Origin of the sequence: Streptococcus sp. HMSC066F10, from assembly GCF_001813805.1 — a bacterium.
In the GTDB taxonomy this organism is placed as follows: Bacteria; Bacillota; Bacilli; order Lactobacillales; family Streptococcaceae; genus Streptococcus; species Streptococcus vaginalis.
Genome location: NZ_KV813950.1, coordinates 1 through 25,686 on the forward strand (window position 1 = coordinate 1; position 25,686 = coordinate 25,686).

17 protein-coding genes and 1 pseudogene are annotated in these 25,686 nt (G+C 41.4%); 15 read left to right on the forward strand and 3 right to left on the reverse strand.

The annotated features are described in order from the left end of the window. Positions 1 to 819: pseudogene (locus HMPREF2933_RS00200) on the reverse strand (IS110 family transposase); the annotation flags it as partial. A gap of 330 nt (positions 820 to 1,149) precedes the next feature. Here HMPREF2933_RS00200 and HMPREF2933_RS00205 point away from each other — a divergent pair. The 8 genes from HMPREF2933_RS00205 (at position 1,150) to HMPREF2933_RS00240 (ending at position 8,967) form a co-directional block, all read left to right on the forward strand. Then, a complete protein-coding gene (locus HMPREF2933_RS00205) occupies positions 1,150 to 2,184 on the forward strand; it encodes a S66 family peptidase (protein WP_024053166.1) in 1,035 nt (344 codons plus the stop codon). A 93-nt stretch (positions 2,185 to 2,277) separates the two neighbouring features. Then, positions 2,278 to 2,721 (forward strand): dUTP diphosphatase, encoded by a 444-nt coding sequence (locus HMPREF2933_RS00210; protein WP_003027048.1) that lies wholly within the window; start codon positions 2,278 to 2,280, stop codon positions 2,719 to 2,721. Beyond that, a complete protein-coding gene (gene radA / locus HMPREF2933_RS00215) occupies positions 2,681 to 4,099 on the forward strand; it encodes a DNA repair protein RadA (RefSeq protein ID WP_101750417.1) in 1,419 nt (472 codons plus the stop codon). The genes HMPREF2933_RS00210 and radA overlap by 41 nt, the downstream gene beginning before the upstream one ends. 207 nt (positions 4,100 to 4,306) lie before the next feature. Then, positions 4,307 to 5,764: a glutamate--tRNA ligase gene (gene gltX / locus HMPREF2933_RS00220; protein WP_024053164.1), complete on the forward strand. Its 1,458-nt coding sequence runs from the start codon at positions 4,307 to 4,309 to the stop codon at positions 5,762 to 5,764. A 116-nt stretch (positions 5,765 to 5,880) separates the two neighbouring features. Continuing rightward, positions 5,881 to 6,579, forward strand: a complete 699-nt coding sequence (gene dapD, locus HMPREF2933_RS00225) for a 2,3,4,5-tetrahydropyridine-2,6-dicarboxylate N-acetyltransferase (protein WP_024053163.1) — start codon at positions 5,881 to 5,883, stop codon at positions 6,577 to 6,579. Positions 6,580 to 6,591: 12 nt separating this feature from the next. Beyond that, a complete protein-coding gene (locus HMPREF2933_RS00230) occupies positions 6,592 to 7,722 on the forward strand; it encodes an N-acetyldiaminopimelate deacetylase (RefSeq protein ID WP_024053162.1) in 1,131 nt (376 codons plus the stop codon). Between the two features lie 44 nt (positions 7,723 to 7,766). Continuing rightward, positions 7,767 to 8,294, forward strand: coding sequence for a 5-formyltetrahydrofolate cyclo-ligase (locus HMPREF2933_RS00235; RefSeq protein WP_024053161.1), 528 nt, complete (start codon positions 7,767 to 7,769; stop codon positions 8,292 to 8,294). Further along, complete coding sequence (locus tag HMPREF2933_RS00240; protein WP_024053160.1) at positions 8,287 to 8,967, forward strand: rhomboid family intramembrane serine protease; 681 nt, start codon at positions 8,287 to 8,289, stop codon at positions 8,965 to 8,967. The genes HMPREF2933_RS00235 and HMPREF2933_RS00240 overlap by 8 nt, the downstream gene beginning before the upstream one ends. Positions 8,968 to 9,024: 57 nt before the next feature. Here HMPREF2933_RS00240 and HMPREF2933_RS00245 read toward each other — a convergent pair whose 3' ends face one another. Together HMPREF2933_RS00245 and tyrS are read right to left on the reverse strand one after the other, a co-directional pair. After that, positions 9,025 to 9,861 carry a putative RNA methyltransferase gene (locus HMPREF2933_RS00245; RefSeq protein ID WP_024053159.1) on the reverse strand — a complete coding sequence of 279 codons (837 nt, stop codon included), beginning with the start codon at positions 9,859 to 9,861 and terminating at the stop codon, positions 9,025 to 9,027. Between the two features lie 244 nt (positions 9,862 to 10,105). Next, the gene (tyrS, locus tag HMPREF2933_RS00250; protein WP_070241500.1) at positions 10,106 to 11,362 is read right to left on the reverse strand and encodes a tyrosine--tRNA ligase; all 1,257 of its coding nucleotides are present in this window, start codon (positions 11,360 to 11,362) and stop codon (positions 10,106 to 10,108) included. A 182-nt stretch (positions 11,363 to 11,544) separates the two neighbouring features. Here tyrS and pbp1b point away from each other — a divergent pair, with 182 nt between their 5' ends. The 7 genes from pbp1b to glnA all read left to right on the forward strand — a co-directional run bounded on the left by pbp1b (position 11,545) and on the right by glnA (position 25,637). Then, positions 11,545 to 13,884 carry a penicillin-binding protein PBP1B gene (gene pbp1b, locus HMPREF2933_RS00255; protein WP_024053137.1) on the forward strand — a complete coding sequence of 780 codons (2,340 nt, stop codon included), beginning with the start codon at positions 11,545 to 11,547 and terminating at the stop codon, positions 13,882 to 13,884. A gap of 297 nt (positions 13,885 to 14,181) precedes the next feature. Further along, on the forward strand, positions 14,182 to 17,748 hold the full coding sequence (gene rpoB, locus HMPREF2933_RS00260; RefSeq protein WP_024053136.1) for a DNA-directed RNA polymerase subunit beta: 3,567 nt from the start codon (positions 14,182 to 14,184) through the stop codon (positions 17,746 to 17,748). A 38-nt stretch (positions 17,749 to 17,786) separates the two neighbouring features. Further along, positions 17,787 to 21,425, forward strand: a complete 3,639-nt coding sequence (gene rpoC / locus HMPREF2933_RS00265; RefSeq protein WP_024053135.1) for a DNA-directed RNA polymerase subunit beta' — start codon at positions 17,787 to 17,789, stop codon at positions 21,423 to 21,425. 147 nt (positions 21,426 to 21,572) lie between these two features. Next, positions 21,573 to 22,772 (forward strand): phosphoglycerate kinase, encoded by a 1,200-nt coding sequence (locus HMPREF2933_RS00270; RefSeq protein WP_024053134.1) that lies wholly within the window; start codon positions 21,573 to 21,575, stop codon positions 22,770 to 22,772. Between the two features lie 514 nt (positions 22,773 to 23,286). Continuing rightward, positions 23,287 to 23,817, forward strand: coding sequence for an FUSC family protein (locus HMPREF2933_RS00275; RefSeq protein WP_024053133.1), 531 nt, complete (start codon positions 23,287 to 23,289; stop codon positions 23,815 to 23,817). Between the two features lie 76 nt (positions 23,818 to 23,893). After that, the gene (locus HMPREF2933_RS00280) at positions 23,894 to 24,253 is read left to right on the forward strand and encodes a MerR family transcriptional regulator (RefSeq protein ID WP_003070793.1); all 360 of its coding nucleotides are present in this window, start codon (positions 23,894 to 23,896) and stop codon (positions 24,251 to 24,253) included. A gap of 37 nt (positions 24,254 to 24,290) precedes the next feature. Further along, complete coding sequence (glnA, locus tag HMPREF2933_RS00285; RefSeq protein ID WP_024053132.1) at positions 24,291 to 25,637, forward strand: type I glutamate--ammonia ligase; 1,347 nt, start codon at positions 24,291 to 24,293, stop codon at positions 25,635 to 25,637. Positions 25,638 to 25,686: the final 49 nt, after the last annotated feature.

Consider the following 25,686-nt stretch of genomic DNA (forward strand, 5'->3'; position numbering starts at 1 on the left):
CCAGAGATGGAGAGGAGAATCTCGTACTCTGGTAGGGGCTGGGTCGATTTCACCATCTCATCCAGCACAGCTTGTCTACGGTCAGAAAGTCTAACCAGTTCCTGAGCATAGTAACGAACCTCTTCGATCATTGGAGAGGTTTTCTTGGTAGCACAATAAGACTGTTTGGCTAACCCAATCAGTTTATCAACGAGATACTCCACTCGTTTATCAGAAATCCGCTTTGAAGTGGATTGGTGGATGATTTCAGCTAAGTCCTCATCAGACAAGTCTAAGATGAAAGCTTTACTTGGGAATGCCCTCACCAGCTACCAGTATTGTTCACCTGTTGGCGCTGATAAAATAGACTCTATTTCTGGGAAGGTCACTTGCAGTACTTTGTGAAGCGGTTCTTAGTACGAATGGTATCCTCTGTCAGATTTTGATAGAAGCGACTCAAATCTCGCAAGTCTTGATAAACCTCCTCTTGAACATAGGTCGGTTTACGGTTCAAGATAAATTGTGACTGTGCTAACTTCTCTGCATCGATTTTATCTGTTTTACGGACACGCAAGCTGTCTAGTTATTTCTTGGCTTCCAGAGGATTGAGCCGTGTATAAGCATAGCCATTTTCCTCAAGAAATGCCTGAAGGCGCCGTGAATAGACCCCAGTGCCTCAAAGATGATTTCAGGGTGTTGAACGGTTTTTAAATCGCTCAAGAGACGTGCAAATTCAATGGTATCGTTGGACATGGTGTAGCCATGAACTTTCTCCCCATTCACTAAAATCGCTACCGCTGAGCTTGCCTTGCTCACGTCAATCCCGAAAACAACTCTCATGAAATTACCTCTTTGTCTTGAATGACTCCTTGTTTTAGTGATGTTATTTTCAATACTCGACGTTGAACGTCCCACATACTTTGATAACATTCTTCCTAAAACAGGTGTCTTGCCAGTTTTGTGTACGACGTCTAGCGTCAAAAAGACCCTCGACTTAACAAGACACCTCTACTTTAACATAAAGAAAAAGCAGTGAGGAAATCTCCCGTCGGAGATTTCTTCACTACTAATCTTAGTATGTTTTGTTTTGTGAATATTGGTCATTTAGCATTTTAGGTGATTGTATTTTGTTATATAATGATTCAAATTATCAGTAAGGGAGGAGATTAGATGATAAAGAAAGTAGGAATTGTCAGTTTATCAAGCGGGATTATAGGAGAAAGTTTCGTTAGACATGAGTTTAAGCTGGGATTGAAACGCTTGAAAGACTTGGGACTTGAAGTGACGTTTTTAGAGCATGCACAAAAGGGAATGGATTATCTGAAAGACCATCCTAAATCGAGAGCGCAAGATTTGATTCAAGCTTTTGAAGATCCTTCAATTGATATGATTTTATGTGCTATTGGTGGAGATGATACGTATCGATTGCTACCCTATTTGTTTGAAGATAACCAATTAAAAAAGGTTGTGAATCAGAAAGTATTTTTAGGTTTTTCAGACACTACCATGAATCACTTCATGCTCCATAAGTTGGGAGTGAAGACTTTTTATGGTCAGTCATTTCTTGCTGATGTTTGTGAGTTAGAGGAAGAAATGCTGCCTTATACGCTTTCATATTTTAAGGAACTGATTGGAACAGGGACTATCTCAGAAATCAGACCGAGCAATGTCTGGTATGATGAGAGGACGGATTTTAGTGAAAAAGCCTTAGGAACGAAACGGATTCGTCACGAAAATCAAGGCTTTGAATTGCTGAAAGGAAAAGCAACATTTGAAGGGGAAATTTTAGGAGGCTGTTTGGAGTCGCTTTATCAGATATTTGATAATACAAGACATGAGGATACGATTGAACTGTGTGCTCACTATCAGCTATTTCCCAGTCTTTCAGAGTGGGAAGGAAAAATTCTTTTGTTGGAAACCAGTGAGGAAAAACCAGAACCAATTTTATATCGAAAAATGCTAGAAGCCTTAAAGGCGACAGGGATTTTTTCTGTTTTAAATGGGATTCTTGTCGGAAAACCAATGGATGAAACTTATTATGGAGAATATAAACAAATCCTGCTTGATGTCATTGATACAGATATTGCTATTTTATATAACTTAAATGTTGGACATGCTACCCCGAGAGCAATCATTCCTTTTGGGGTGAAAGCTCAAGTGGATGCCAACGAGCAAGTCATTCGATTTTTGAATGAATTGAAATAACTTAAAAAGTGCAGGTTGAAGAATGATCTGCATTTTGCGTGTTGTTTACGAATTTAGTATAATAGGGGAAGCAAAAGTAGAAAAGAGAAAAATATGCGAATTCGTGGTTTTGAGCTTGTTTCAAGCTTTACAAATGAAAATTTACTGCCCAAGCGTGAGACGGCTCATGCGGCTGGCTATGATTTGAAGGTAGCAGAGCGCACAGTTATTGCGCCAAAAGAGATTAAATTAGTGCCAACGGGAGTCAAGGCTTATATGCAGCCTGGTGAAGTGCTTTATCTTTATGATCGTTCATCTAATCCACGTAAAAAAGGATTGGTTTTGATTAACTCTGTGGGCGTTATTGACGGGGATTACTATGGCAATCCGGGAAATGAAGGGCACATTTTTGCGCAAATGCAGAACATTACAGATCAAGAAGTGGTTTTAGAAGAAGAAGATCGTATCGTTCAAGCTGTCTTTGCGCCGTTCTTGCTTGCTGATAATGATGAAGCAGATGGTGTGCGGACAGGTGGTTTTGGAAGCACGGGGCATTAAGAAAGAGGAATCTATCATAGCCAAGAAAAAAACGACATTTGTTTGTCAAAATTGTGAATACCATTCGCCCAAGTATCTAGGGCGCTGTCCTAACTGTGGGGCTTGGTCTTCTTTTGTAGAAGAGATCGAAGTTGCAGAGGTTAAGAATGCGCGTGTTTCTCTGACAGGTGAAAAAAGTCGACCGATGAAGTTATCGGAGGTGGCTTCTATCAATGTCAACCGTACCAAGACAGATATGGATGAGTTTAACCGCGTCTTGGGTGGTGGCGTGGTGCCAGGAAGTTTAGTTCTAATCGGAGGAGATCCCGGTATTGGGAAATCTACCCTTTTATTGCAGGTTTCGACCCAACTATCTCACAAGGGAACGGTATTGTATGTCAGTGGGGAAGAGTCTGCTGAGCAGATTAAGTTGCGTGCGGAGCGATTAGGCGATATTGACAGTGAGTTTTATCTTTATGCCGAGACCAATATGCAGCAGATTCGTGCTGAGATTGAAAAAATTAAACCAGATTTCTTGATTATAGACTCTATTCAGACGATTATTTCGCCAGAAATTTCCAGCGTGCAAGGGTCGGTTTCACAAGTCCGAGAAGTGACAGCGGAGCTGATGCAGTTGGCAAAAGCCAACAATATTGCCACCTTTATCGTGGGCCATATGACCAAGGAAGGAACGCTGGCTGGACCTAGAACCTTGGAACACATGGTGGATACGGTACTTTATTTTGAAGGTGAGCGACAGCATACTTTTCGTATTTTGCGTGCGGTCAAAAATCGCTTCGGCTCTACGAATGAAATCGGCATTTTTGAGATGCAGTCAGGTGGGCTGGTTGAAGTGCTCAATCCTAGTCAAGTTTTCTTAGAGGAGCGTTTAGATGGGGCAACAGGCTCTTCTATCGTGGTGACTATGGAGGGGACGCGTCCAATCCTTGCGGAAGTACAAGCTTTGGTGACACCGACCATGTTTGGCAATGCCAAGCGGACAACGACAGGATTGGATTTCAATCGTGCTAGTCTGATTATGGCTGTTTTGGAAAAGCGAGCAGGGTTATTATTGCAAAATCAAGATGCCTACCTCAAGTCAGCAGGCGGTGTCAAATTAGATGAGCCAGCCATTGACTTAGCTGTTGCTGTTGCAATTGCTTCTAGTTATAAAGATTTGCCAACGAATCCACAAGAATGTTTTATTGGTGAAATCGGTCTGACGGGCGAAATCCGCCGTGTCAATCGCATTGAGCAGCGTATCAATGAAGCTGCTAAGCTGGGCTTCACCAAAGTTTACGCTCCTAAAAACTCTCTGAACGGGTTGAACATTCCCGAAACTATTGAAATTATTGGTGTAACAACGATTGGTGAAGTGTTGAAGAAGGTGTTTGGGTAAGTCAGTGTAACTGAGCAGTGAATTGCTAGGTGAGACAGACGGTGGCTTCTACATTGCTAAGGAAATTCTGTAAATGATTGGAAGAATAATAAAGTTTCATCGTTTCTGTTATTTCTTTTCAACAACTATGTGGTATAATAGTAACGTTTGAAATAAAAACAGGTTTTTCCTGTTAGAAATATAAGATAAATATTAGGAGATATACAATTGGCGAATCAAATTCGTGTGCGTTATGCACCAAGTCCAACGGGACTGTTACACATTGGGAATGCGCGGACTGCGCTCTTTAATTATCTTTACGCTCGTCACTACGGCGGAACTTTTATCATTCGGATTGAAGATACTGACCGTAAACGTCATGTGGAAGACGGGGAACGTTCGCAGTTGGAAAATCTGCGTTGGTTAGGAATTGATTGGGATGAGAGCCCAGAAACGCATGAAAAATATCGCCAGTCTGAACGCTTGGACATTTACCAAAGCTATATCAATGAGTTACTTGAAAAAGGCTTGGCTTACAAATCATATGTGACGGAGGAAGAGCTGGCAGCAGAGCGTGAGCGTCAGGAAGCTGCTGGAGAAACACCTCGTTACATCAATGAATATCTGGGAATGTCTGAAGATGAAAAAGCAGCTTATATCGCAGAGCGTGAAGCAGCAGGCATTGTTCCAACAGTCCGTCTTGTGGTCAATGAATCTGGTATTTACAAGTGGAACGATCTTGTCAAAGGTGAGATTGAATTTGAAGGTGGCAACATCGGTGGTGACTGGGTTATCCAGAAAAAAGACGGCTATCCAACTTATAATTTTGCGGTTGTAGTAGATGACCATCTGATGAAAATTTCCCATGTCATTCGTGGAGATGACCACATTGCCAATACCCCTAAGCAGCTCATGGTGTACGAAGCGCTCGGTTGGGAAGCGCCACAATTTGGTCACATGACCTTGATTATTAACTCCGAAACGGGTAAGAAATTGTCCAAACGTGATACAAATACGCTTCAATTTATCGAAGATTACCGTAAGAAAGGCTACCTGCCTGAAGCCGTCTTCAACTTTATTGCCCTCCTTGGCTGGAATCCTGGCGGTGAAAATGAAATCTTCTCTCGTGAAGAATTGATCCAACTCTTTGATGAACATCGTCTCAGTAAGTCTCCGGCTGCTTTTGACCAAAAGAAATTAGACTGGATGAGCAATGAATACATTAAAAATGCGGATTTTGAAACCATTTTTGATATGGCGAAGCCTTACTTGGAAGCGGCTGGTCGTTTGACTGACAAAGCTGAAAAATTAGTTGAACTTTACAAACCACAAATGAAGTCTGTAGATGAAATCGTACCGCTCACAGACCTTTTCTTTGAAGATTTCCCAGAGCTAACGGCAGAAGAAAAAGAGTTTATGGCAGGCGAAACGGTACCAACGGTTTTGAAAGCCTTTAAAGAAAAATTGGAAGCTATGAGTGATGAAGACTTCAAGTCAGAAAATATCTTCCCGCAAATCAAAGCGGTTCAAAAAGAAACGGGGATTAAAGGCAAAAATCTCTTCATGCCAATTCGTATTGCTGTTTCAGGCGAAATGCACGGTCCAGAACTCCCAGATACCATTTACCTGCTTGGACGTGAAAAATCCATTGAGCATATTGAGAAGATGCTGAAACTTATTCAATAAGTTAACTAAAAAACATCACAATATTTGAACTTTGTGGTGTTTTTGCTTTTATATGATGAAATGCTTGATTTTATGTTATAATACCCCTTAATACTAAATCAAAGTGAGGAATGCTTATGCCAGCTACTAAAATGACCGCACAGGAAATTATTCAGTTTATAGCGGATGCTAAGAAAAAGACAAATGTAAAAGTGACTTTTGAAGGAAAACTAGCGGGCGAAGTGCCGAATTCAGTTGTCAAATTGGGCAATGTTCTCTTTGGTGACTGGGAGAAAATTAAACCTCTTTTGGTTAACCTAGAAGAGAATAAAACCTATGTGGTGGAGCAGGATGCTCGAAATTCTGCCGTGCCGTTGTTAGACAAGCGTGAGGTCAATGCTCGGATTGAGCCAGGAGCTATTATCCGCGACCAGGTGGAAATCGGTGATAATGCTGTGATTATGATGGGAGCTGTTATCAATATCGGAGCTGAAATTGGTGCTGGAACGATGATTGATATGGGAGCCGTTTTGGGTGGTCGAGCTATTGTTGGAAAAAACAGCCACGTGGGTGCTGGGACTGTTCTTGCCGGTGTCATTGAGCCTGCCAGCGCAGATCCTGTCCGAGTGGGGGACAATGTCTTGATAGGGGCTAATGCTGTCGTTATTGAAGGAGTGCAGATTGGCAATGGTTCTGTCGTCGCTGCAGGGGCTATTGTGACGAAAGATGTGCCAGAAAATGTTGTTGTAGCCGGTGTGCCTGCGCGTGTGATTAAGAAAATTGATGAACAAACCCAGCAGAAAACAGCATTGGAAGACGCTCTTCGGACACTTTAAAGAGGGAAATGTATGATTGATTATCAAAAAATTCGCCGAGACTTGCATCAAATTCCGGAAATTGGACTGGAAGAGTATAAGACTCATGCCTATCTGATGAGAATAATTGATGAGTTGACTGCTGGCTTGGATTTCGTTGAGATTCGGACTTGGCGTACGGGAATTTTGGTCTTTGTCAAAGGCAGTACACCTGCTAAGACGATTGGCTGGCGGACAGATATTGATGGTTTGCCGATTGTTGAGGAGACAGGGTTTGCCTTTGCTAGTCAACATGAGGGACGTATGCATGCCTGTGGGCATGATATGCACATGACAATCGCTCTGGGTTTGTTGGAGCAACTAACTACTGAGCAGCCTAAGAATAATCTACTTTTTCTTTTCCAACCAGCTGAGGAAAATGAAGCTGGGGGCATGCTGATGTATGAGGACGAAGCCTTTGGTGACTGGTTGCCAGATGAATTTTATGGGCTTCATGTTCGGTCTGATCTCAAGGTAGGAGATATTGCTACGAATACCAGTACACTTTTTGCAGGGACTTGTGAAGTCAAATTAACCTTTAAGGGCAAGGGTGGTCATGCTGCATTTCCACATAATGCTAATGACGCTTTGGTAGCAGCCAGCTATTTTATCACTCAGGTTCAGACCATTGTGAGTCGCAATGTGGATCCAATTGAAGGAGCTGTCGTCACCTTTGGCGAATTCCATGCTGGAACGACGAATAATGTGATTGCTGAAACTGCTTTTTTGCATGGAACCATTCGAACGTTGACGCAGGAGATGAATTTGCTCACTCAAAAACGCTTGCGGGAAATCGCTGAAGGAGTAGCGCAGTCGTTTGGTGTAGAGCTTGAGTTGGAGCTGAAACAAGGCGGTTATCTTCCTGTGGAAAATCATCCTGAATTAGCTGCTCAATGCATGAATTTTTTCCAAAAAGAGAATGGCGTGCACATGATTGATATTTCACCCGCAATGACCGGTGAGGACTTTGGCTATCTGCTCAGTAAAGTCAAGGGTGTGATGTTCTGGCTGGGAATTGATAGTCCTTACGCACTTCATCATCCTAAAATGGCGCCAGATGAAGCAGCGCTGCCTTTTGCTATTGAAAAATTTGGGAAGTTTTTAAGTGCAAAAGTTAATGAATAATGGGCTGAGAATGTTGATAATGTTTCTGATTGAGGAGAAGATAAATGAAGGCAGATTTGCGCAAAACTATAGTCAGAAAAATGAAAGAGCAGGAATTGATAGTAAAACAGCAGAGAGATGCTTTGCTCACTCAGTACTTGCTGGAATCTTCTGCTTATCAACAAGCTAGAACAGTTGCTACTTATTTATCTTTGCCACACGAGTTTGATACAAGGATTTTCATCAGGCAGGCTCAAGCAGATGACAAGCGGGTTTTGGTCCCTAAGACTTATCCCGAAGGGCGCATGACTTTTGTAGATTATAATCCCAATGACTTGGAATTGACTGTTTTTGGTATCTGGGAACCAAGAAGTGAACGAGCGGTGGAAAAATCTCATATTGATTTGATACATGTTCCGGGTGTTGCTTTTAACAAAAAAGGCTATCGGATTGGCTATGGAGGCGGCTATTATGACCGCTATTTGGCTGATTTTAAAGGGATGACAGTAAGTACAATTTATCCTTACCAGTTAGTTGATTTTCAACCAGACAATTGTGATATTCCCGTTCAGGAGGTATTGATTTGTGAATAAAATTTATGATAAACGTTATCCAGTGACGAGTTTATTGTTGCTTATCACGACAGGAGTTTTCCTAACAATGTTTCTGTTGCGTGGCTTTAATTATGCTAGTACCCAAACGATTTATGAATTTGGGGCAATGAATGGTCGAACGATTCAATATTTTCCAAGTCAGATTTGGCGCTTGGTATCGGCGATTTTTGTTCATATCGGCTTGGAGCATTTTGTGATGAATATGATTACGCTGTATTTTATCGGACGACAATCTGAGCATATTTTTGGCTCGTGGAATTTTCTGTTTCTTTATCTGATGTCTGGTATTTTAGGAAATGTCTTTGTCTTCTTTTTCACTCCAAGTGCTGTGGCTGCAGGTGCCTCTACATCTTTGTTTGGGATTTTTGGTGCTATTATTACTTTGCGCTATGCGGTGCGAAATCCTTACATTCAGCAACTTGGTCAGTCATACTTAGTTCTTCTAGTTATGAACTTGGTGTTGAGCTTGACACCGGGAATTAGTCTGGCAGGACACTTAGGTGGTGCAGTCGGAGGCGCTCTCTGTGCTGTTATTTTTCCAGTCTGTGGGGAAAGAAGAGCTTATCAAGTGGGACAACGGTTATTGGCGTTGATTGCTTATATTGTTTTAGCTTTGGGAATGATTTGGTTAGCTTTTAATCGACGCATATAAAAAGAGGTTGAATAGACTGCTGTATCTCGCAGCAATCTGTTTCTACCTCTTTTTCGTTTATTTTTGTTGGCCAACTAAAATCTTTGCAGCAATCGTGATGCCAGTTAATGGTGACCAATCTATTTTATCAATGTCAATATTAAAGAGAAGCGGTGTCATATGAAGAAGTGCCGCTTTTTCGTTTTCTCTCAAGTTGAAAGTGGCTGCAACGTCATAAGAATTTGTAATGGTAAAGGCTTCTTCAAAATGCTCAATGATTTTGTGATTGGAATAATTCGTGTTTGTTAATTTATCAGCTACAATACCTCGGATTTCTTGCAAGTGTTGGCTATTGGGAATAACTTTAATCAGCAAGCCGTTTTTCTGCAATACACGCTGAAATTCTTGGTAATTGGCAGGAGAGAAGATGTCTAAAATCATATCCATGCTAGCATCTTGAATAGGGATGTGTGCCAGATCTCCAACAAACCAATTTACCGTCAGGCTGTGGTCACTTTTGGCTGCTAGTTGAATAGACTCTTTTGACAAATCGAATGCATAGATATGTTTATCTGGCAATTGTGCTTGCAAATTTCGAGCATAATAGCCTTCTCCGCAACCAATGTCCAGCAGATTACCATGTTGTGGTAAAGATGATAAAATTTCTAGTAATTTCTTCAAAATTGGCTGGTAAAATCCTGCTTCGAGAATCAATTGTCGATTTTTAAAGTTGGATTTATCGTAGTCTTTTGATTGCTTCACCTGTGGAGCCAAGTTGACATAGCCAAACTTTGCCAAGTCGAAGGAATGATGGTTCTTGCATTTGAGACTATTTTCTGATAAAAACAAGGCTTGCTGACAAAAAGGGCAAGCAAAGAAAGTAGCTGTTTCAAAACGTTTAAGTTTGGATTTCATGCGTTTTCTCTTTCATAAATTTCTCTGACTAGTGTAACATGTGAGAAATGCTTTGACAAGTAGATAAAGAAAGGGAATTTTAAAATGAACCACACTTTTAAAGCGGTTGGAGCTAAAGCAAGCACTATGGTAATATGCTTTTTGCTAAGTAAGAATGAAAAGAAGCTGGAGCGAAAAGTCTCCAGCTTCAAAGTATATAGCGCAATAGACCAACGATGTAGTAGTTGATTGCTCTCTTTCCTATTTAGTAAGTCAAAACAAAATATTTTTTCTTACCACGACGTATAACGGTGAGTTCATTTTCTAATTTGTCAGCGTCCGTTAATCTGTAGTCAAGGGCTTGAATGCGCTCACCATTGACATAAATAGCACCATTTTGGACATCTTCACGCGCTTGGCGTTTAGAATTGACAACGCCAGCTGTTACCAAAAGCTCTACGATATTGAGATTGTCATCTGCGTTCACTTGATAATTTGGCACACCACGGAGACCTTGTTTCAGCTCTTTGACAGAAAGATTTTTGATATTTCCGGCAAAAAGCTGCTCGGTGATATTGAGTGCTTCTTTGTAGGCTTTTTCACCGTGCACGAGTGTAACGACTTCTCGCGCTAAGATTTTTTGTGCCAAACGTTCATGTGGAGCTGCTTCAAATTGTTTCCCGATTTCTTCGATTTCATCAAGCGGAAGAAGAGTGAAAATTTTAAGGAAACGAACGGCATCAGCGTCCATGACATTCATCCAGAATTGGTACATTTCGTAAGGACTGGTCTTATCAGCATTGAGCCATACAGCGTTGCCTTCTGACTTACCAAATTTCTTACCGGTTGCGTCTGTGATAAGGGGCACTGTAATAACGTGAGCTGTTTTGTCTGCCTTCCGACGAAGCAGTTCAGTACCAGCAGTCATATTGCCCCATTGGTCAGAACCACCGATTTGTAAAGTGACACCGTATTGGCGATTTAGCTCAAAAAAGTCATAGCCTTGCATGATTTGGTAAGCAAACTCGGTATAAGAAATCCCTGTTTCAATTCGTTTTTTTACGGATTCTTTACTCATCATGTAGTTGACGGTGAAATATTTTCCGACATCGCGCAGAAAGTCAATAAAACTAATATCAGAGAACCAGTCGTAGTTGTTGACCATTTCAGCCTTGTTGTCACCATTTTCAAAGTCAAGAAAACGAGATACTTGCGCTTGAATGCTCCGTACCCAGCCCTCAACTGTGTCTTTTGTTTGTAAACTCCGCTCGGTATCTTTAAATGATGGATCGCCAATTAAGCCAGTTGCACCGCCGACGAGAGCGTAGGGTTTGTGACCTGCCAACTGTAAATGTTTCATGACAAGGATTGGTACAAGATGACCGAGGTGCAGGCTGTCAGCTGTTGGATCATAGCCAGAATAAAAACTAACATTTCCTTCCGCTAAGGCTTTGCGCAACGCTTCTTCGTCAGTTGTTTGAAAAACCAAACCACGTTCTTTTAGCTCATCAAAAATGTGCATGTCTGTCTCTCCTTTATAAAATTTCTAGTTATTGTAACATTGTATCACAAACAGCCATTAGAATGTAGTAAAATTGCAAAAATAATTTAAAAAAACAATGATTATAGCCAAGGATTTCCTTTCCTGTTGTCAGAAGTTTCATAAATTTGCTATAATAGTCAGAGAAAGTTCAAGGAGAAAGAATGAGTAAACAAGTTTTTGAAAAGATCAAACGATTGTTTGAAAAACTTTTTCAAACGAAGCGTCCGAGCAAAAATGAAAAAGAAAGCTGGACACTTTGGAGTGTTGGCGGGACTGTCCTTCGTACTCTGAAATTATTATCAAATGTCTTTTTTGTGTTTGTTCTTTTAGGTTGCTTGTTTGGTGGAGGCATTGCATTAGGCTATGGTGCACGAATCTTTGACAAGGTTGAAACTCCTAAAAAAGAAGAGTTTATCAAAAAAATTCAAGATATTTCAACCATTTCTGAATTAAAATATGCTGACGGCAGCTCCATTTCAGCCATTGATAGTGATTTGTTGCGAGTGCCAATTAAGAGTAAAGATATTTCTGACAATGTGAAAAAAGCGGTCATTGCGACAGAAGATGAGAATTTTCGGAAGCACAATGGGGTTGTCACAAAAGCTGTTTTGCGGGCTACGCTAGGATCTGTTGTAGGGATTGGTTCCTCAAGTGGTGGTTCTACCTTAACACAACAGTTAATCAAGCAACAAGTTGTCGGCGATGCTCCAACCTTTAGTCGTAAAGCATCAGAAATCATTGATGCGTTGGCTTTAGAACGCTACATGAGCAAAGACGATATTTTAACGACTTATTTGAATGTGGCACCGTTTGGGAGAAATAACAAAGGGCAAAATATTGCTGGTGTGGAAGAAGCTGCACAAGGAATTTTTGGAGTTCCTGCCAGCAAATTGACAATTCCTCAAGCAGCTTTTATTGCCGGTTTACCACAAAGTCCGATTGTTTACTCTCCTTATGCAGCTGACGGTAGCCTGAAAAGTGCTAAAGATATGACTTTTGGTCTCAATCGTTCGAAAAATGTTATTTACAATATGTACCGGACAGGTGCGATTAGTAAAGACGAGTACCAATTGTATAAAGATTATGATTTAAAACGAGACTTTTTACCAAGTGATACGACTTCAGCAAGAACACATGACTATCTATATTACGTTGCTATGAAAGAAGCTCAAAAAGCAATGTATGATTACTTAATCAAACGTGACAATGTTTCACAGCAAGAGTTGAAAAATGATGCAACAGTGAAAGCTTACAGAGAACTAGCTGCGAAAGAGTTGAGTGAAGGCGGCTACACTGTCACCACAACTATTAATAAGAATGTGCATAATGCAATGCAAAATGCAGTAGCTAATTTTGGTAGTGTCTTAGATGATGGAACAGGTGCAGTCGAATCTGGAAATGTCCTCATGGATAATCGTACAGGAGCTATTTTGGGGTTTGTGGGAGGACGTGATTATGCTTCTAACCAGAACAACCATGCATTTGATACAGAGCGCTCACCAGGCTCAACCATTAAGCCGATTTTAGCCTATGGTATTGCCATAGACCAAGGGCTTATGGGAAGTGCCAGTATGCTGTCTAACTACCCTGCAAATTTCTCTAGCGGTGAGCCAATTATGCACGTAGATAGCCGTGGTACAGCCATGATGGATTTGCAGGAAGCTTTGAATACTTCTTGGAACATTCCAGCTTATTGGACTTATAAATTGCTTCGTGACAAAGGAGTTAATGTCCAAGGGTACATGGAGAAAATGGGCTATCAAATTGAAAATTATGATATTGAAAGTCTGCCAATGGGAGGAGGTATTGAAGTATCTGTCGCCCAACACACCAATGGTTTCCAAACTTTAGCCAATAATGGGGCATACCAAGAGCGCTATATGATTGAAAAGATTACGACAAAAAACGGGAAAGCTGTCTATGAACACAAAGCAAAACCTGTTCAGGTTTACTCTAAGGCAACGGCGACGATTATGCAAAGTCTTATGCGTGGGGTATTGAGTTCGGGTGCTACGACGACCTTCAAATCTCGTTTAACGCAGATTAATAGCGGTTTAGCTAGTGCTGATTGGATTGGGAAAACGGGTACGACTAACAGTAATGGTGACATGTGGCTCATGGTATCCACTCCTAAATTAACGTTAGGTGGTTGGATTGGTCATGACAATAATGCTTCAATGGCAGCTTTGACTGGTTACAACAACAATGCGCAGTATATGGCTCAACTAGTAAATGCAATTTATCAAGCCGACCCAAGTCTCTGGGGAGTTGGTGACAAGTTCAATCTAGATTCTAGTGTCATTAAGTCCAATGTTCTTAAAGCAACGGGTGAACGAGCTGGCGCAGTAACAGTCAATGATCGCAGTATGAACCTGACCGGACAGACAGTTACTAGCTATTGGGCAAAAAACGGTGCTCCGATGACTACCTATAAATTTGGAATCGGTGGTACAGATAGTGATTATCAAAAAGCTTGGGCAGCACTTTTAGGCGGACGCTAAATAAAGGTAAATAAAAACACTTTCATAAGTAAAAAACTTGAAAAGCAGAGTTAAATAAGGTATAATATTACTAATAATTTGTCGTCTGCTTTATTTGAAATATTGTCCATATAAAGCTTACAGCAGTTAAATCATACTTTTAGAGTCAGATTTAGCTGCTCTTTTTGTGCCTATTTTTGGGATCTTTGTCGTTTGTCATCAAAACTTAAAGATTCTGAAAATTACTCAAAAAGGATAAATGAATATTGCTACTCTATCATGTAATAGAGAATGTAGAAAGAAGAAGGAGTAAAAAACTTGGCAGGACATGAAGTTCAATACGGGAAACACCGTACTCGTCGTAGTTTTTCAAGAATCAAGGAAGTTCTTGATTTACCAAATTTGATTGAAATCCAGACAGATTCATTCAAAGATTTTCTTGACCATGGTTTGAAAGAAGTATTTGAAGATGTACTTCCTATCTCAAACTTTACAGATACAATGGAGCTAGAGTTTGTTGGTTATGAAATTAAAGAATCTAAATACACTTTAGAAGAAGCACGTATCCATGATGCCAGCTATTCTGCACCTATTTTTGTGACGTTCCGTTTAATCGATAAAGAAACCGGCGAAATCAAGACGCAAGAAGTCTTCTTTGGCGATTTTCCAATCATGACAGAAATGGGAACGTTTATCATCAACGGTGGTGAGCGGATTATCGTATCACAGCTCGTTCGTTCTCCAGGTGTTTACTTCAATGATAAAGTAGACAAAAATGGGAAGGTTGGGTATGGTTCAACCGTCATTCCAAACCGTGGAGCTTGGTTAGAGCTGGAAACAGACTCAAAAGATATTGCTTATACTCGGATTGACCGTACTCGTAAGATTCCGTTTACGACACTTGTTCGTGCGCTTGGTTTTTCTGGCGATGATGAAATCTTTGACATTTTCGGCGACAGCGATCTCGTTCGCAACACGATTGAAAAGGATATTCATAAAAATCCAATGGATTCACGTACGGATGAAGCGCTTAAAGAAATCTATGAACGTCTTCGTCCAGGTGAGCCTAAAACAGCTGATAGTTCACGTAGTCTATTGGTCGCTCGTTTCTTTGATCCACATCGTTACGACTTGGCGGCAGTTGGTCGTTATAAAATCAATAAAAAATTAAACATTAAAACACGTTTGTTAAATCAAACGATTGCAGAGCCTTTGATAGATCCAGAAACAGGTGAAATCTTGGTTGAAGCTGGAACGGTTATGACGCGTAGTGTCATTGATAGTATTGCAGACTATTTGGATGGAGATTTGAATAAAATTACTTATATTCCAAATGATGCAGCTGTATTGACAGATCCAGTCGTTCTTCAAAAATTTAAAGTCGTGGCACCAACTGATCCAGATCGCGTGGTAACTATTATTGGGAATGCTAATCCAGACGACAAGGTTCGTGTTGTAACTCCTGCGGATATCCTTGCAGAGATGAGCTATTTCCTCAACTTGGCAGAAGGTATCGGTCGTGTGGATGATATCGACCACCTTGGAAATCGTCGTATCCGTGCAGTTGGTGAATTGCTTGCAAACCAAGTACGTCTTGGACTTTCTCGTATGGAACGTAATGTCCGTGAACGTATGTCTGTTCAGGACAATGAAGTTTTGACACCGCAACAAATTATCAACATCCGCCCAGTCACAGCAGCTATCAAAGAATTCTTTGGTTCATCTCAATTGTCTCAATTCATGGACCAACACAACCCACTTTCTGAGTTGTCTCACAAACGTCGTTTGTCAGCCTTAGGACCTGGTGGTTTGACTCGTGACCGTGCTGGATATGAAGTGCGTGACGTGCACTATACCCACTATGGTCGTATGTGCCCGATTGAAACGCCTGAAGGACCAAACATTGGTTTGATCAATAACTTGTCTTCTTATGGTCATTTGAATAAATATGGATTTATCCAAACGCCGTATCGTAAAGTGAATCGTGAAACAGGTCTGGTCACCAATGAAATCGTTTGGTTGACAGCGGACGAAGAAGATGAATTTATCGTAGCGCAAGCAAATTCTAAATTAACAGAAGATGGTCGTTTTGCAGAAGCGATTGTCATGGGACGTCACCAAGGGAACAACCAAGAATTTCCTTCAGATCAAGTAGACTTCATGGATGTATCGCCTAAGCAGGTAGTTGCGGTTGCGACAGCATGTATTCCTTTCCTTGAAAATGACGACTCAAACCGTGCTCTCATGGGTGCCAACATGCAACGTCAGGCGGTACCGTTGATTGATCCGCATGCACCATATGTTGGTACTGGTATGGAATACCAAGCAGCTCATGACTCTGGTGCGGCGATTATTGCCCAACACGACGGTAAAGTTGTGTATTCTGATGCAGCCAAAGTTGAAGTTCGTCGTGAAGACGGTTCACTTGATGTCTATCATATTACGAAATTCCGCCGTTCTAACTCAGGTACTTCTTACAACCAACGCACGCTGGTAAAAGTTGGCGATACAGTTGAAAAAGGTGATTTTATCGCAGACGGACCTTCTATGGAAAAAGGTGAAATGGCACTTGGACAAAATCCAATCGTTGCTTATATGACATGGGAAGGTTACAACTTTGAAGATGCCGTTATCATGAGTGAACGTTTAGTGAAAGACGATATTTACACATCTGTTCACTTGGAAGAATTTGAATCAGAAACACGTGATACAAAGCTCGGACCTGAAGAAATCACGCGCGAAATTCCAAACGTCGGGGAAGATGCTTTGAGAGACCTTGACGAGATGGGAATTATCCGCATTGGTGCTGAGGTAAAAGAAGGCGACATTCTTGTCGGTAAAGTAACGCCGAAAGGTGAAAAAGACTTATCCGCTGAAGAACGCCTGCTTCATGCAATTTTTGGTGATAAGTCTCGTGAAGTGCGTGATACCTCCCTTCGTGTACCACACGGTGGTGCAGGTGTTGTCCGTGATGTGAAAATCTTTACTCGTGCGAACGGTGATGAATTGCAATCCGGTGTCAACATGTTGGTACGTGTTTATATCGCTCAAAAACGGAAAATCCGCGTTGGAGATAAGATGGCCGGACGCCACGGAAACAAAGGGGTTGTTTCCCGCATTGTTCCAGTTGAGGATATGCCGTATCTTCCAGACGGGACACCAGTTGATATCATGTTGAATCCTCTTGGGGTGCCGTCACGTATGAATATCGGACAAGTTATGGAATTGCACCTCGGTATGGCTGCTCGCAACCTTGGTATCCACATTGCAACGCCAGTCTTTGACGGAGCTAGCTCAGATGATCTTTGGGAAACCGTTCGTGAAGCAGGTATGGATAGCGATGCTAAGACAATCCTTTATGATGGACGTACTGGAGAACCGTTTGATAACCGTGTGTCCGTTGGTGTCATGTACATGATCAAACTCCACCACATGGTTGATGATAAGCTCCATGCCCGTTCCGTTGGTCCTTATTCAACCGTTACGCAACAACCTCTTGGTGGTAAAGCACAGTTTGGTGGACAACGTTTTGGAGAAATGGAAGTTTGGGCTCTTGAAGCCTACGGTGCTTCTAATGTCCTTCAAGAAATCTTGACTTACAAGTCAGATGACATCAATGGTCGTTTGAGAGCTTATGAAGCCATTACCAAAGGTAAGCCAATTCCAAAACCAGGTGTTCCAGAATCCTTCCGTGTCCTTGTAAAAGAATTGCAATCACTTGGTCTTGACATGCGTGTCCTTGATGAAGACGACAATGAAGTAGAACTTCGTGACTTGGATGAAGGCATGGATGACGATGTGATTCACGTAGATGACCTTGAAAAAGCGCGTGAAAAAGCAGCACAAGAAGCAAAAGCCGCTTTTGATGCTGAAGGGAAAGAATAAGAACTGATTCAATAGATAATAAAGAAAGGTAAGAAATAGTGGTTGATGTAAATCGTTTTCAAAGTATGCAAATCACCCTAGCTTCTCCTAGTAAAGTCCGCTCTTGGTCTTATGGAGAAGTGAAGAAACCTGAAACAATTAACTACCGCACACTAAAACCAGAACGCGAAGGGCTTTTTGATGAAGTCATCTTTGGTCCTACGAAAGACTGGGAATGTGCGTGTGGAAAATATAAACGGATTCGTTATAAAGGAATCATTTGTGACCGTTGTGGTGTTGAAGTAACTCGTACTAAAGTTCGTCGTGAACGTATGGGACATATTGAGTTGAAAGCACCTGTTTCTCATATTTGGTATTTTAAAGGAATCCCAAGCCGAATGGGCTTGACCTTGGACATGAGCCCTCGTGCCCTTGAGGAAGTCATCTATTTTGCAGCTTATGTGGTGATTGATCCTAAAGATACACCACTTGAGCACAAATCCATTATGACGGAGCGGGAGTATCGTGAACGCTTACGTGAATATGGTCAAGGCTCCTTTGTTGCAAAAATGGGTGCTGAAGCAATTCAAGATCTCTTGAAACAAGTAGATTTGGAAAAAGAAATTGCAGAGCTCAAAGATGAATTAAAAACGGCAACTGGACAAAAACGTGTCAAGGCTATTCGTCGTTTGGATGTTTTAGATGCCTTTCAAAAATCTGGTAACAAGCCAGAATGGATGGTCTTAAACATCTTGCCAGTTATTCCGCCAGACTTACGTCCAATGCTTCAGTTGGACGGTGGACGTTTTGCCTCTTCTGACCTGAACGACCTTTACCGTCGTGTTATCAATCGGAATAATCGTTTAGCACGTCTTTTGGAACTAAATGCTCCTGGAATCATCGTGCAAAATGAAAAGCGGATGTTGCAAGAAGCGGTTGATGCTTTGATTGACAATGGTCGTCGTGGTCGTCCTATTACTGGACCAGGTAGCCGCCCGCTCAAATCATTGAGCCACATGCTCAAAGGAAAACAAGGTCGTTTCCGTCAAAACTTGCTGGGTAAACGGGTTGACTTCTCAGGACGTTCGGTTATTGCAGTTGGTCCGACACTCAAGATGTACCAATGTGGTGTGCCACGTGAAATGGCTATTGAACTCTTCAAACCATTTGTCATGCGTGAAATTGTCGCGCGTGATATTGTGCAAAATGTCAAAGCTGCTAAGCGCTTGGTAGAACGGAATGATGAACGCATCTGGGATATTTTAGAAGATGTGATTAAAGAACACCCAGTGCTCCTTAACCGCGCACCGACGCTTCACAGATTAGGAATTCAAGCATTTGAGCCAGTCTTGATTGACGGGAAGGCTCTTCGTTTGCACCCACTTGTGTGTGAGGCTTATAATGCCGACTTTGACGGAGACCAAATGGCTATCCACGTGCCCTTGTCAGAAGAAGCTCAAGCAGAAGCACGGATTCTCATGCTGGCAGCCGAACACATTCTCAATCCAAAAGACGGGAAGCCAGTAGTAACCCCTTCACAGGATATGGTCTTGGGGAACTACTACCTGACTATGGAAGAAGCTGGTCGTGAAGGAGAAGGAATGGTCTTTAAAGACCGTGATGAAGCTGTAATGGCTCTCCGTAATGGCTATGTTCACTTACATACGCGTGTTGGGATTGCAACGGATAGTTTAAACAAACCATGGACAGAAAATCAAAAACACAAGATCCTCTTGACAACAGTGGGTAAGATTCTTTTTAATGATATCATGCCAGATGAATTGCCATATTTGCAAGAACCAAATGCTTCAAACATGGCAGAAGGTGTGCCAGCTAAGTATTTCTTAGAACCTGGTCAAGATGTCAAAGAAGCTATCAGTAAGCTAGAATTAAATGTACCATTCAAGAAGAAAAATCTTGGGAATATCATTGCTGAAATCTTCAAACGTTTCCGTACAACTGAAACATCTGCTTTCCTTGACCGTCTGAAAGATCTCGGCTATCATCATTCAACGTTAGCAGGCTTGACAGTAGGGATTGCTGATATTCCGGTTGTTGAAGATAAGGCAGAAATTATCGAAGAGTCTCACAAATGTGTGGAACAAATCACCAAACAATTCCGCCGTGGTATGATTACAGACGATGAACGCTACAATGCAGTTACTGCTGAATGGCGTGCAGCTCGTGAAAAATTGGAAAAACGTTTGGTTGCCAACCAAGATCCTAAGAATCCAATCGTTATGATGATGGATTCTGGAGCCCGTGGTAACATTTCTAACTTCTCACAACTTGCTGGTATGCGTGGTTTGATGGCTGCTCCTAATGGCCGTATCATGGAATTACCTATTCTATCTAACTTCCGTGAAGGTTTGTCTGTTTTGGAAATGTTCTTCTCTACTCACGGTGCTCGTAAAGGGATGACTGATACAGCCCTTAAAACAGCTGACTCAGGTTATCTGACTCGCCGTTTGGTTGATGTGGCGCAAGATGTGATTATCCGTGAAGACGACTGTGGAACCGATCGTGGTCTTGTTATCCGCTCAATTACTGATGGTAAAGAAATGATTGAACCATTAGAAGAACGCTTGATTGGTCGTTATACGAAGAAATCTGTTAAACATCCTGAAACAGGCGAAATCATCGTTGGTCCAGATGTATTAATTACAGAAGATATGGCGCATGAAATTGTTAGCGCTGGTGTCGAAGAAGTCACTATTCGCTCTGTCTTTACATGTAATACACGTCATGGAGTTTGCCGTCGTTGTTACGGTATCAACCTGGCAACGGGCGATGCGGTTGAAGTCGGTGAGGCGGTCGGAACGATTGCTGCTCAATCTATCGGTGAACCTGGTACACAGCTTACAATGCGTACTTTCCACACGGGTGGTGTTGCGTCTAATACCGATATCACACAAGGTCTTCCTCGTGTTCAAGAAATCTTTGAAGCCCGCAATCCGAAAGGGGAAGCAGTTATTACTGAAGTTAAAGGCGAAGTAACTGCAATTGAAGAAGACGCTTCTACTCGGACTAAGAAAGTCTTTGTTAAAGGTGCAACTGGTGAAGGGGAATATGTAGTACCATTTACAGCTCGTATGAAAGTAACAGTAGGGGATAAAATCTCTCGTGGCGCTGCTCTGACAGAAGGATCTATCCAGCCTAAGCACTTGCTGGCTGTTCGTGATGTCTTGTCTGTTGAAACTTACTTGCTTGCTGAAGTACAAAAAGTTTACCGTAGCCAAGGGGTAGAAATCGGTGACAAACACATTGAGGTAATGGTTCGCCAGATGATTCGCAAAGTGCGTGTCATGGATCCAGGAGATACAGATCTTCTCATGGGTACACTCATGGATATCACAGACTTTACTGATGCTAACCGAGATGTGGTTATCTCTGGAGGAGTTCCTGCGACTGCTCGTCCAGTCCTCATGGGAATTACTAAAGCATCTCTTGAAACAAACAGTTTCTTGTCAGCTGCTTCCTTCCAAGAAACCACTCGTGTCCTTACAGACGCGGCTATCCGTGGTAAGAAAGACCACTTGCTTGGTCTCAAGGAAAATGTTATTATTGGTAAAATTATCCCAGCTGGTACAGGTATGGCTCGTTACCGTAACCTTGAACCGCAAGCTGTCAATGAAGTTGAAATTATCGAAGATACAACTGTAACAGAACCTGTGGAAGAAACCACTCCAGTAGAATAATAAAGAGTCGAGCCTTCTCGGCTCTTTATTATTTAGATTTCATATTTTAGTCAAATTATTTTGTGAAAACTTTCTTTATATCAAGAAAACTTTTAGAAAATATGATATAATAGTTTCGTATAAAATAGAAAAAGGAGTTTTTGTAACATGGCAAAACTTACTGTTAAAGACGTTGAATTGAAAGGCAAAAAAGTCCTTGTTCGCGTTGATTTCAATGTGCCGCTTAAAGACGGAGTTATCACAAACGACAACCGTATCTCAGCTGCTCTTCCAACAATCAAGTATATCCTTGAACATGGTGGACGTGCTATTCTTTTCTCTCACCTTGGACGTGTGAAAGAAGAAGCTGATAAAGAAGGAAAATCTCTTGCACCAGTTGCGGATGATTTAGCTAAAAAATTAGGTCAAGATGTTGCTTTCCTTCCAGGAGTAACTCGTGGAGCAGATCTTGAAGCGGCTATCAATGCCCTTAAAGATGGTGAAGTTCTTCTTGTTGAAAACACTCGTTTTGAAGATGTTGACGGCAAGAAAGAATCTAAAAACGATCCAGAACTTGGTAAATATTGGGCAAGCCTTGGAGACGGCATCTTTGTAAATGATGCATTTGGTACAGCTCACCGTGCTCACGCATCTAACGTAGGTATCTCAGCAAACGTTGAGAAAGCAGTTGCAGGTTTCCTTCTTGAAAACGAAATTGCTTATATCAAAGAAGCTGTTGAAAATCCAGTTCGTCCATTCGTAGCCATCCTTGGTGGTTCTAAAGTATCAGACAAGATTGGTGTTATCGAAAATCTTCTTGAAAAAGCTGATAAAGTCCTTATCGGTGGCGGTATGACGTATACTTTCTACAAAGCACAAGGTATCGAAATCGGTAGCTCACTTGTAGAAGAAGATAAATTAGATATTGCAAAAGCTCTCCTTGAAAAAGCAAACGGTAAACTCATTTTGCCAGTTGACTCAAAAGAAGCCAATGCTTTTGCGGACTATACTGAAGTAAAAGACACCGAAGGTGAAGCGGTAGACCCAGGTTTCTTAGGTCTTGATATCGGTCCTAAATCAATCGCTAAGTTTGAACGAGAATTGACTGGTGCGAAAACAGTTGTTTGGAATGGTCCAATGGGTGTCTTTGAAAATCCTGACTTCCAAGCTGGTACAATCGGTGTCATGGATGCTATCGTGAAACAACCAGGCGTGAAATCTATTATCGGTGGTGGTGACTCAGCAGCGGCAGCTATCAACCTTGGTCGTGCAGACAAATTCTCATGGATTTCTACAGGCGGAGGCGCAAGCATGGAGCTTCTTGAAGGTAAAGTATTGCCAGGATTGGCTGCTCTTACAGAAAAATAAGGCGGTCAGTCAGAAATCTATGATTTCGTTGAGTGTCATTTCTGATTTTTAGGGGACAACTTCAACTCATCTACTGGAAGAGTTGAACCCTGCAAGGCTGAATAGGTTGGTCACGAGCTTAGCGAAGTGAACTGCCATTCAGCTATTACGCTATAAGTAGATGAAAAGAGCTGGATGTCAGCTCTTTTCTAGTGCACACGCTAGATTTTCTGCGAAACGAAGTGAGCTAAGAAAATCAGTGGAGGTAAAGATAAAGTACTGCCAGCTCTTGCAGCACTTACGGAACAATAATTCTAAAGGAGACTGGAACAAAAAATTTCCAGTCTCAAATTTATGTCATCATAAATTATGACTGCAGTAGCTGATTGCTCACAGCAGTACTTGAAGGTTGCAGTTAAGATTTGTGGCACAAGCTTCAACCTTTTAGAATGAAAAGAAATTGTTTTCATTTCTTGTAATCATTATTATCTTTTCTCTAAAATATGTTAGAATAAAGGTAAAAGGAAATGCATGAATGGGTTATTTTAAGAAGTATAAGTTTGATAAGTCGAAATTTAAATTAGGAATGCGAACCTTTAAAACGGGGGTCGCGGTTTTTCTTGTTCTTCTTGTCTTTGGGCTTTTTGGTTGGAAAGGATTGCAGATTGGTGCTCTGACAGCTGTTTTCAGTTTGCGCGAAGATTTTGATAAAAGCGTCCATTTTGGAACCTCTCGTATTTTAGGAAATAGCATTGGTGGTTTGTATGCTTTGCTCTTCTTTCTCATCAATAACCTGTTTCATGAGCAGTTTTGGGTGACCTTACTGGTCGTTCCTATTTGTACGATGTTAACGATTATGACAAATGTTGCTATGAACAACAAAGCGGGAGTGATTGGTGGTGTTTCTGCCATGCTGATTATTACTTTATCTATTCCAACAGGAGAGACAGTTTTGTATGTATTTGCACGTGTCTTTGAGACTTTCATGGGAGTTTTCGTTGCCATGCTGGTCAATTCTGATGTGGATCGCTTGCGGAAGGTATTGAAATTAAAAAACAAAGAATAATGTTAGAAGATATAACATGAGTTCTTGACATAGAAATTTTTTCAGATTATAATAGAGCATAAGAAAGGAATTTGCAATGAAGGAAAAAGAATTTCGTCGCAATATGGCTGTTTTTCCCATTGGTAGCGTTATGAAATTGACGGATTTGACAGCACGTCAGATTCGTTATTATGAAGATCAAGAATTGATTAAGCCTGATCGAAATGAAGGAAATCGCCGCATGTATTCATTAAATGATATGGATCGCTTGTTGGAGATTAAAGATTACATTTCAGAAGGTTACAATATTGCTGCTATTAAACGGAAATATGCTGAGCGCGAAGCGAGATATAAAAAGCCAGTGAGCGAGAAAGACGTTCGTCGAGCCCTTCATAACGATATTTTGCAACAAGGTCGCTTTGCTTCTTCCCTTCCACCATTTGGTCGTATGCATTGACCAACATCAATTTTTAAAATTTTATAAGGAGATACTCATGTCAATTACAGTAGCTGACATTCGTCGCGAAGTGAAAGAAAAAAATGTTACCTTTATCCGTTTGATGTTTTCGGATGTTTTGGGAACGATGAAAAATGTCGAAATTCCGGCGACAGATGAACAGCTGAATAAAGTTTTGTCCAACAAAGTGATGTTCGATGGTTCTTCCATTGAAGGTTTTGTGCGTATCAATGAGTCAGATATGTACCTTTATCCTGATTTGGATACATGGACTGTTTTCCCTTGGGGAGATGAAAACGGAAGTGTCGCAGGACTGATTTGCGATGTCTATACGACGGAAGGAACACCTTTTAAAGGGGATCCACGTGGAAATTTAAAACGCGCTTTACGTCACATGGAAGAATTAGGATTCAAATCCTTTAATTTAGGTCCTGAGCCAGAATTTTTCCTATTTAAACTCGATGAGAATGGCGATCCGACTCTTGAAGTGAATGATAAGGGTGGCTATTTTGACCTTGCTCCGACTGACCTGGCTGACAATACTCGCCGTGAAATCGTTAATGTCCTTACAACAATGGGATTTGAAGTAGAAGCCAGTCACCATGAGGTAGCTATCGGTCAGCACGAAATTGACTTTAAATACGATGAAGTTCTCCGTGCCTGTGATAAGATTCAGTTGTTTAAGCTGGTTGTTAAGACAATTGCCCGCAAGCATGGTTTGTACGCTACTTTTATGGCAAAACCAAAATTTGGTATTGCTGGTTCAGGTATGCACTGTAACATGTCGCTCTTTAATCAAGACGGTCAAAATGCTTTCTTTGATCCAGAAGATCCAAAGGGAATGCAATTATCAAAAACGGCCTATTATTTCCTTGGTGGGTTGATTAAACATGCTTACAATTATACAGCTATCATGAATCCGACTGTCAATTCTTACAAACGTTTGGTTCCTGGCTATGAAGCTCCTGTGTATATTGCTTGGGCAGGACGGAACCGTTCTCCGCTTGTTCGTGTGCCAGCTTCACGCGGTATGGGAACACGTTTGGAATTGCGCTCTGTTGACCCAATGGCTAACCCTTATATTGCTATGGCGGTTCTTCTTGAAGTTGGACTTCATGGGATTGAAAATAAAATTGAAGCACCTGCTCCGATTGAAGAAAATATCTATGTCATGACAGCAGAAGAGCGCAAAGAAGCGGGTATTACAGACCTTCCTTCTACTCTACATAATGCGGTGAAAGCACTGACAGAAGATGAAGTTGTAAAAGCTGCACTCGGGAACCATATTTATACAAGTTTTGTAGAAGCAAAACGCATCGAATGGGCAAGCTATGCCACTTTTGTTTCCCAATGGGAAGTAGACAACTATCTTGATTTGTATTAATAAATTGGGAGCGAGGCTTAGAAAAAGTCTCGTTTTCTTATCTGATGAA

Excerpts from the sequence above, each read along its gene's own strand:
- HMPREF2933_RS00205 (WP_024053166.1), top strand. The coding sequence starts at position 1,150 with ATGATAAAGAAAGTAGGAATTGTCAGTTTATCAAGCGGGATTATAGGA.
- HMPREF2933_RS00210 (WP_003027048.1), top strand. The coding sequence starts at position 2,278 with ATGCGAATTCGTGGTTTTGAGCTTGTTTCAAGCTTTACAAATGAAAAT.
- radA (WP_101750417.1), top strand. The coding sequence starts at position 2,681 with ATGGTGTGCGGACAGGTGGTTTTGGAAGCACGGGGCATTAAGAAAGAG.
- dapD (WP_024053163.1), top strand. The coding sequence starts at position 5,881 with ATGCCAGCTACTAAAATGACCGCACAGGAAATTATTCAGTTTATAGCG.
- HMPREF2933_RS00230 (WP_024053162.1), top strand. The coding sequence starts at position 6,592 with ATGATTGATTATCAAAAAATTCGCCGAGACTTGCATCAAATTCCGGAA.
- HMPREF2933_RS00235 (WP_024053161.1), top strand. The coding sequence starts at position 7,767 with ATGAAGGCAGATTTGCGCAAAACTATAGTCAGAAAAATGAAAGAGCAG.
- HMPREF2933_RS00245 (WP_024053159.1), bottom strand. The coding sequence starts at position 9,861 with ATGAAATCCAAACTTAAACGTTTTGAAACAGCTACTTTCTTTGCTTGC.
- tyrS (WP_070241500.1), bottom strand. The coding sequence starts at position 11,362 with ATGCACATTTTTGATGAGCTAAAAGAACGTGGTTTGGTTTTTCAAACA.
- pbp1b (WP_024053137.1), top strand. The coding sequence starts at position 11,545 with ATGAGTAAACAAGTTTTTGAAAAGATCAAACGATTGTTTGAAAAACTT.
- HMPREF2933_RS00270 (WP_024053134.1), top strand. The coding sequence starts at position 21,573 with ATGGCAAAACTTACTGTTAAAGACGTTGAATTGAAAGGCAAAAAAGTC.
- HMPREF2933_RS00275 (WP_024053133.1), top strand. The coding sequence starts at position 23,287 with ATGGGTTATTTTAAGAAGTATAAGTTTGATAAGTCGAAATTTAAATTA.
- HMPREF2933_RS00280 (WP_003070793.1), top strand. The coding sequence starts at position 23,894 with ATGAAGGAAAAAGAATTTCGTCGCAATATGGCTGTTTTTCCCATTGGT.
- glnA (WP_024053132.1), top strand. The coding sequence starts at position 24,291 with ATGTCAATTACAGTAGCTGACATTCGTCGCGAAGTGAAAGAAAAAAAT.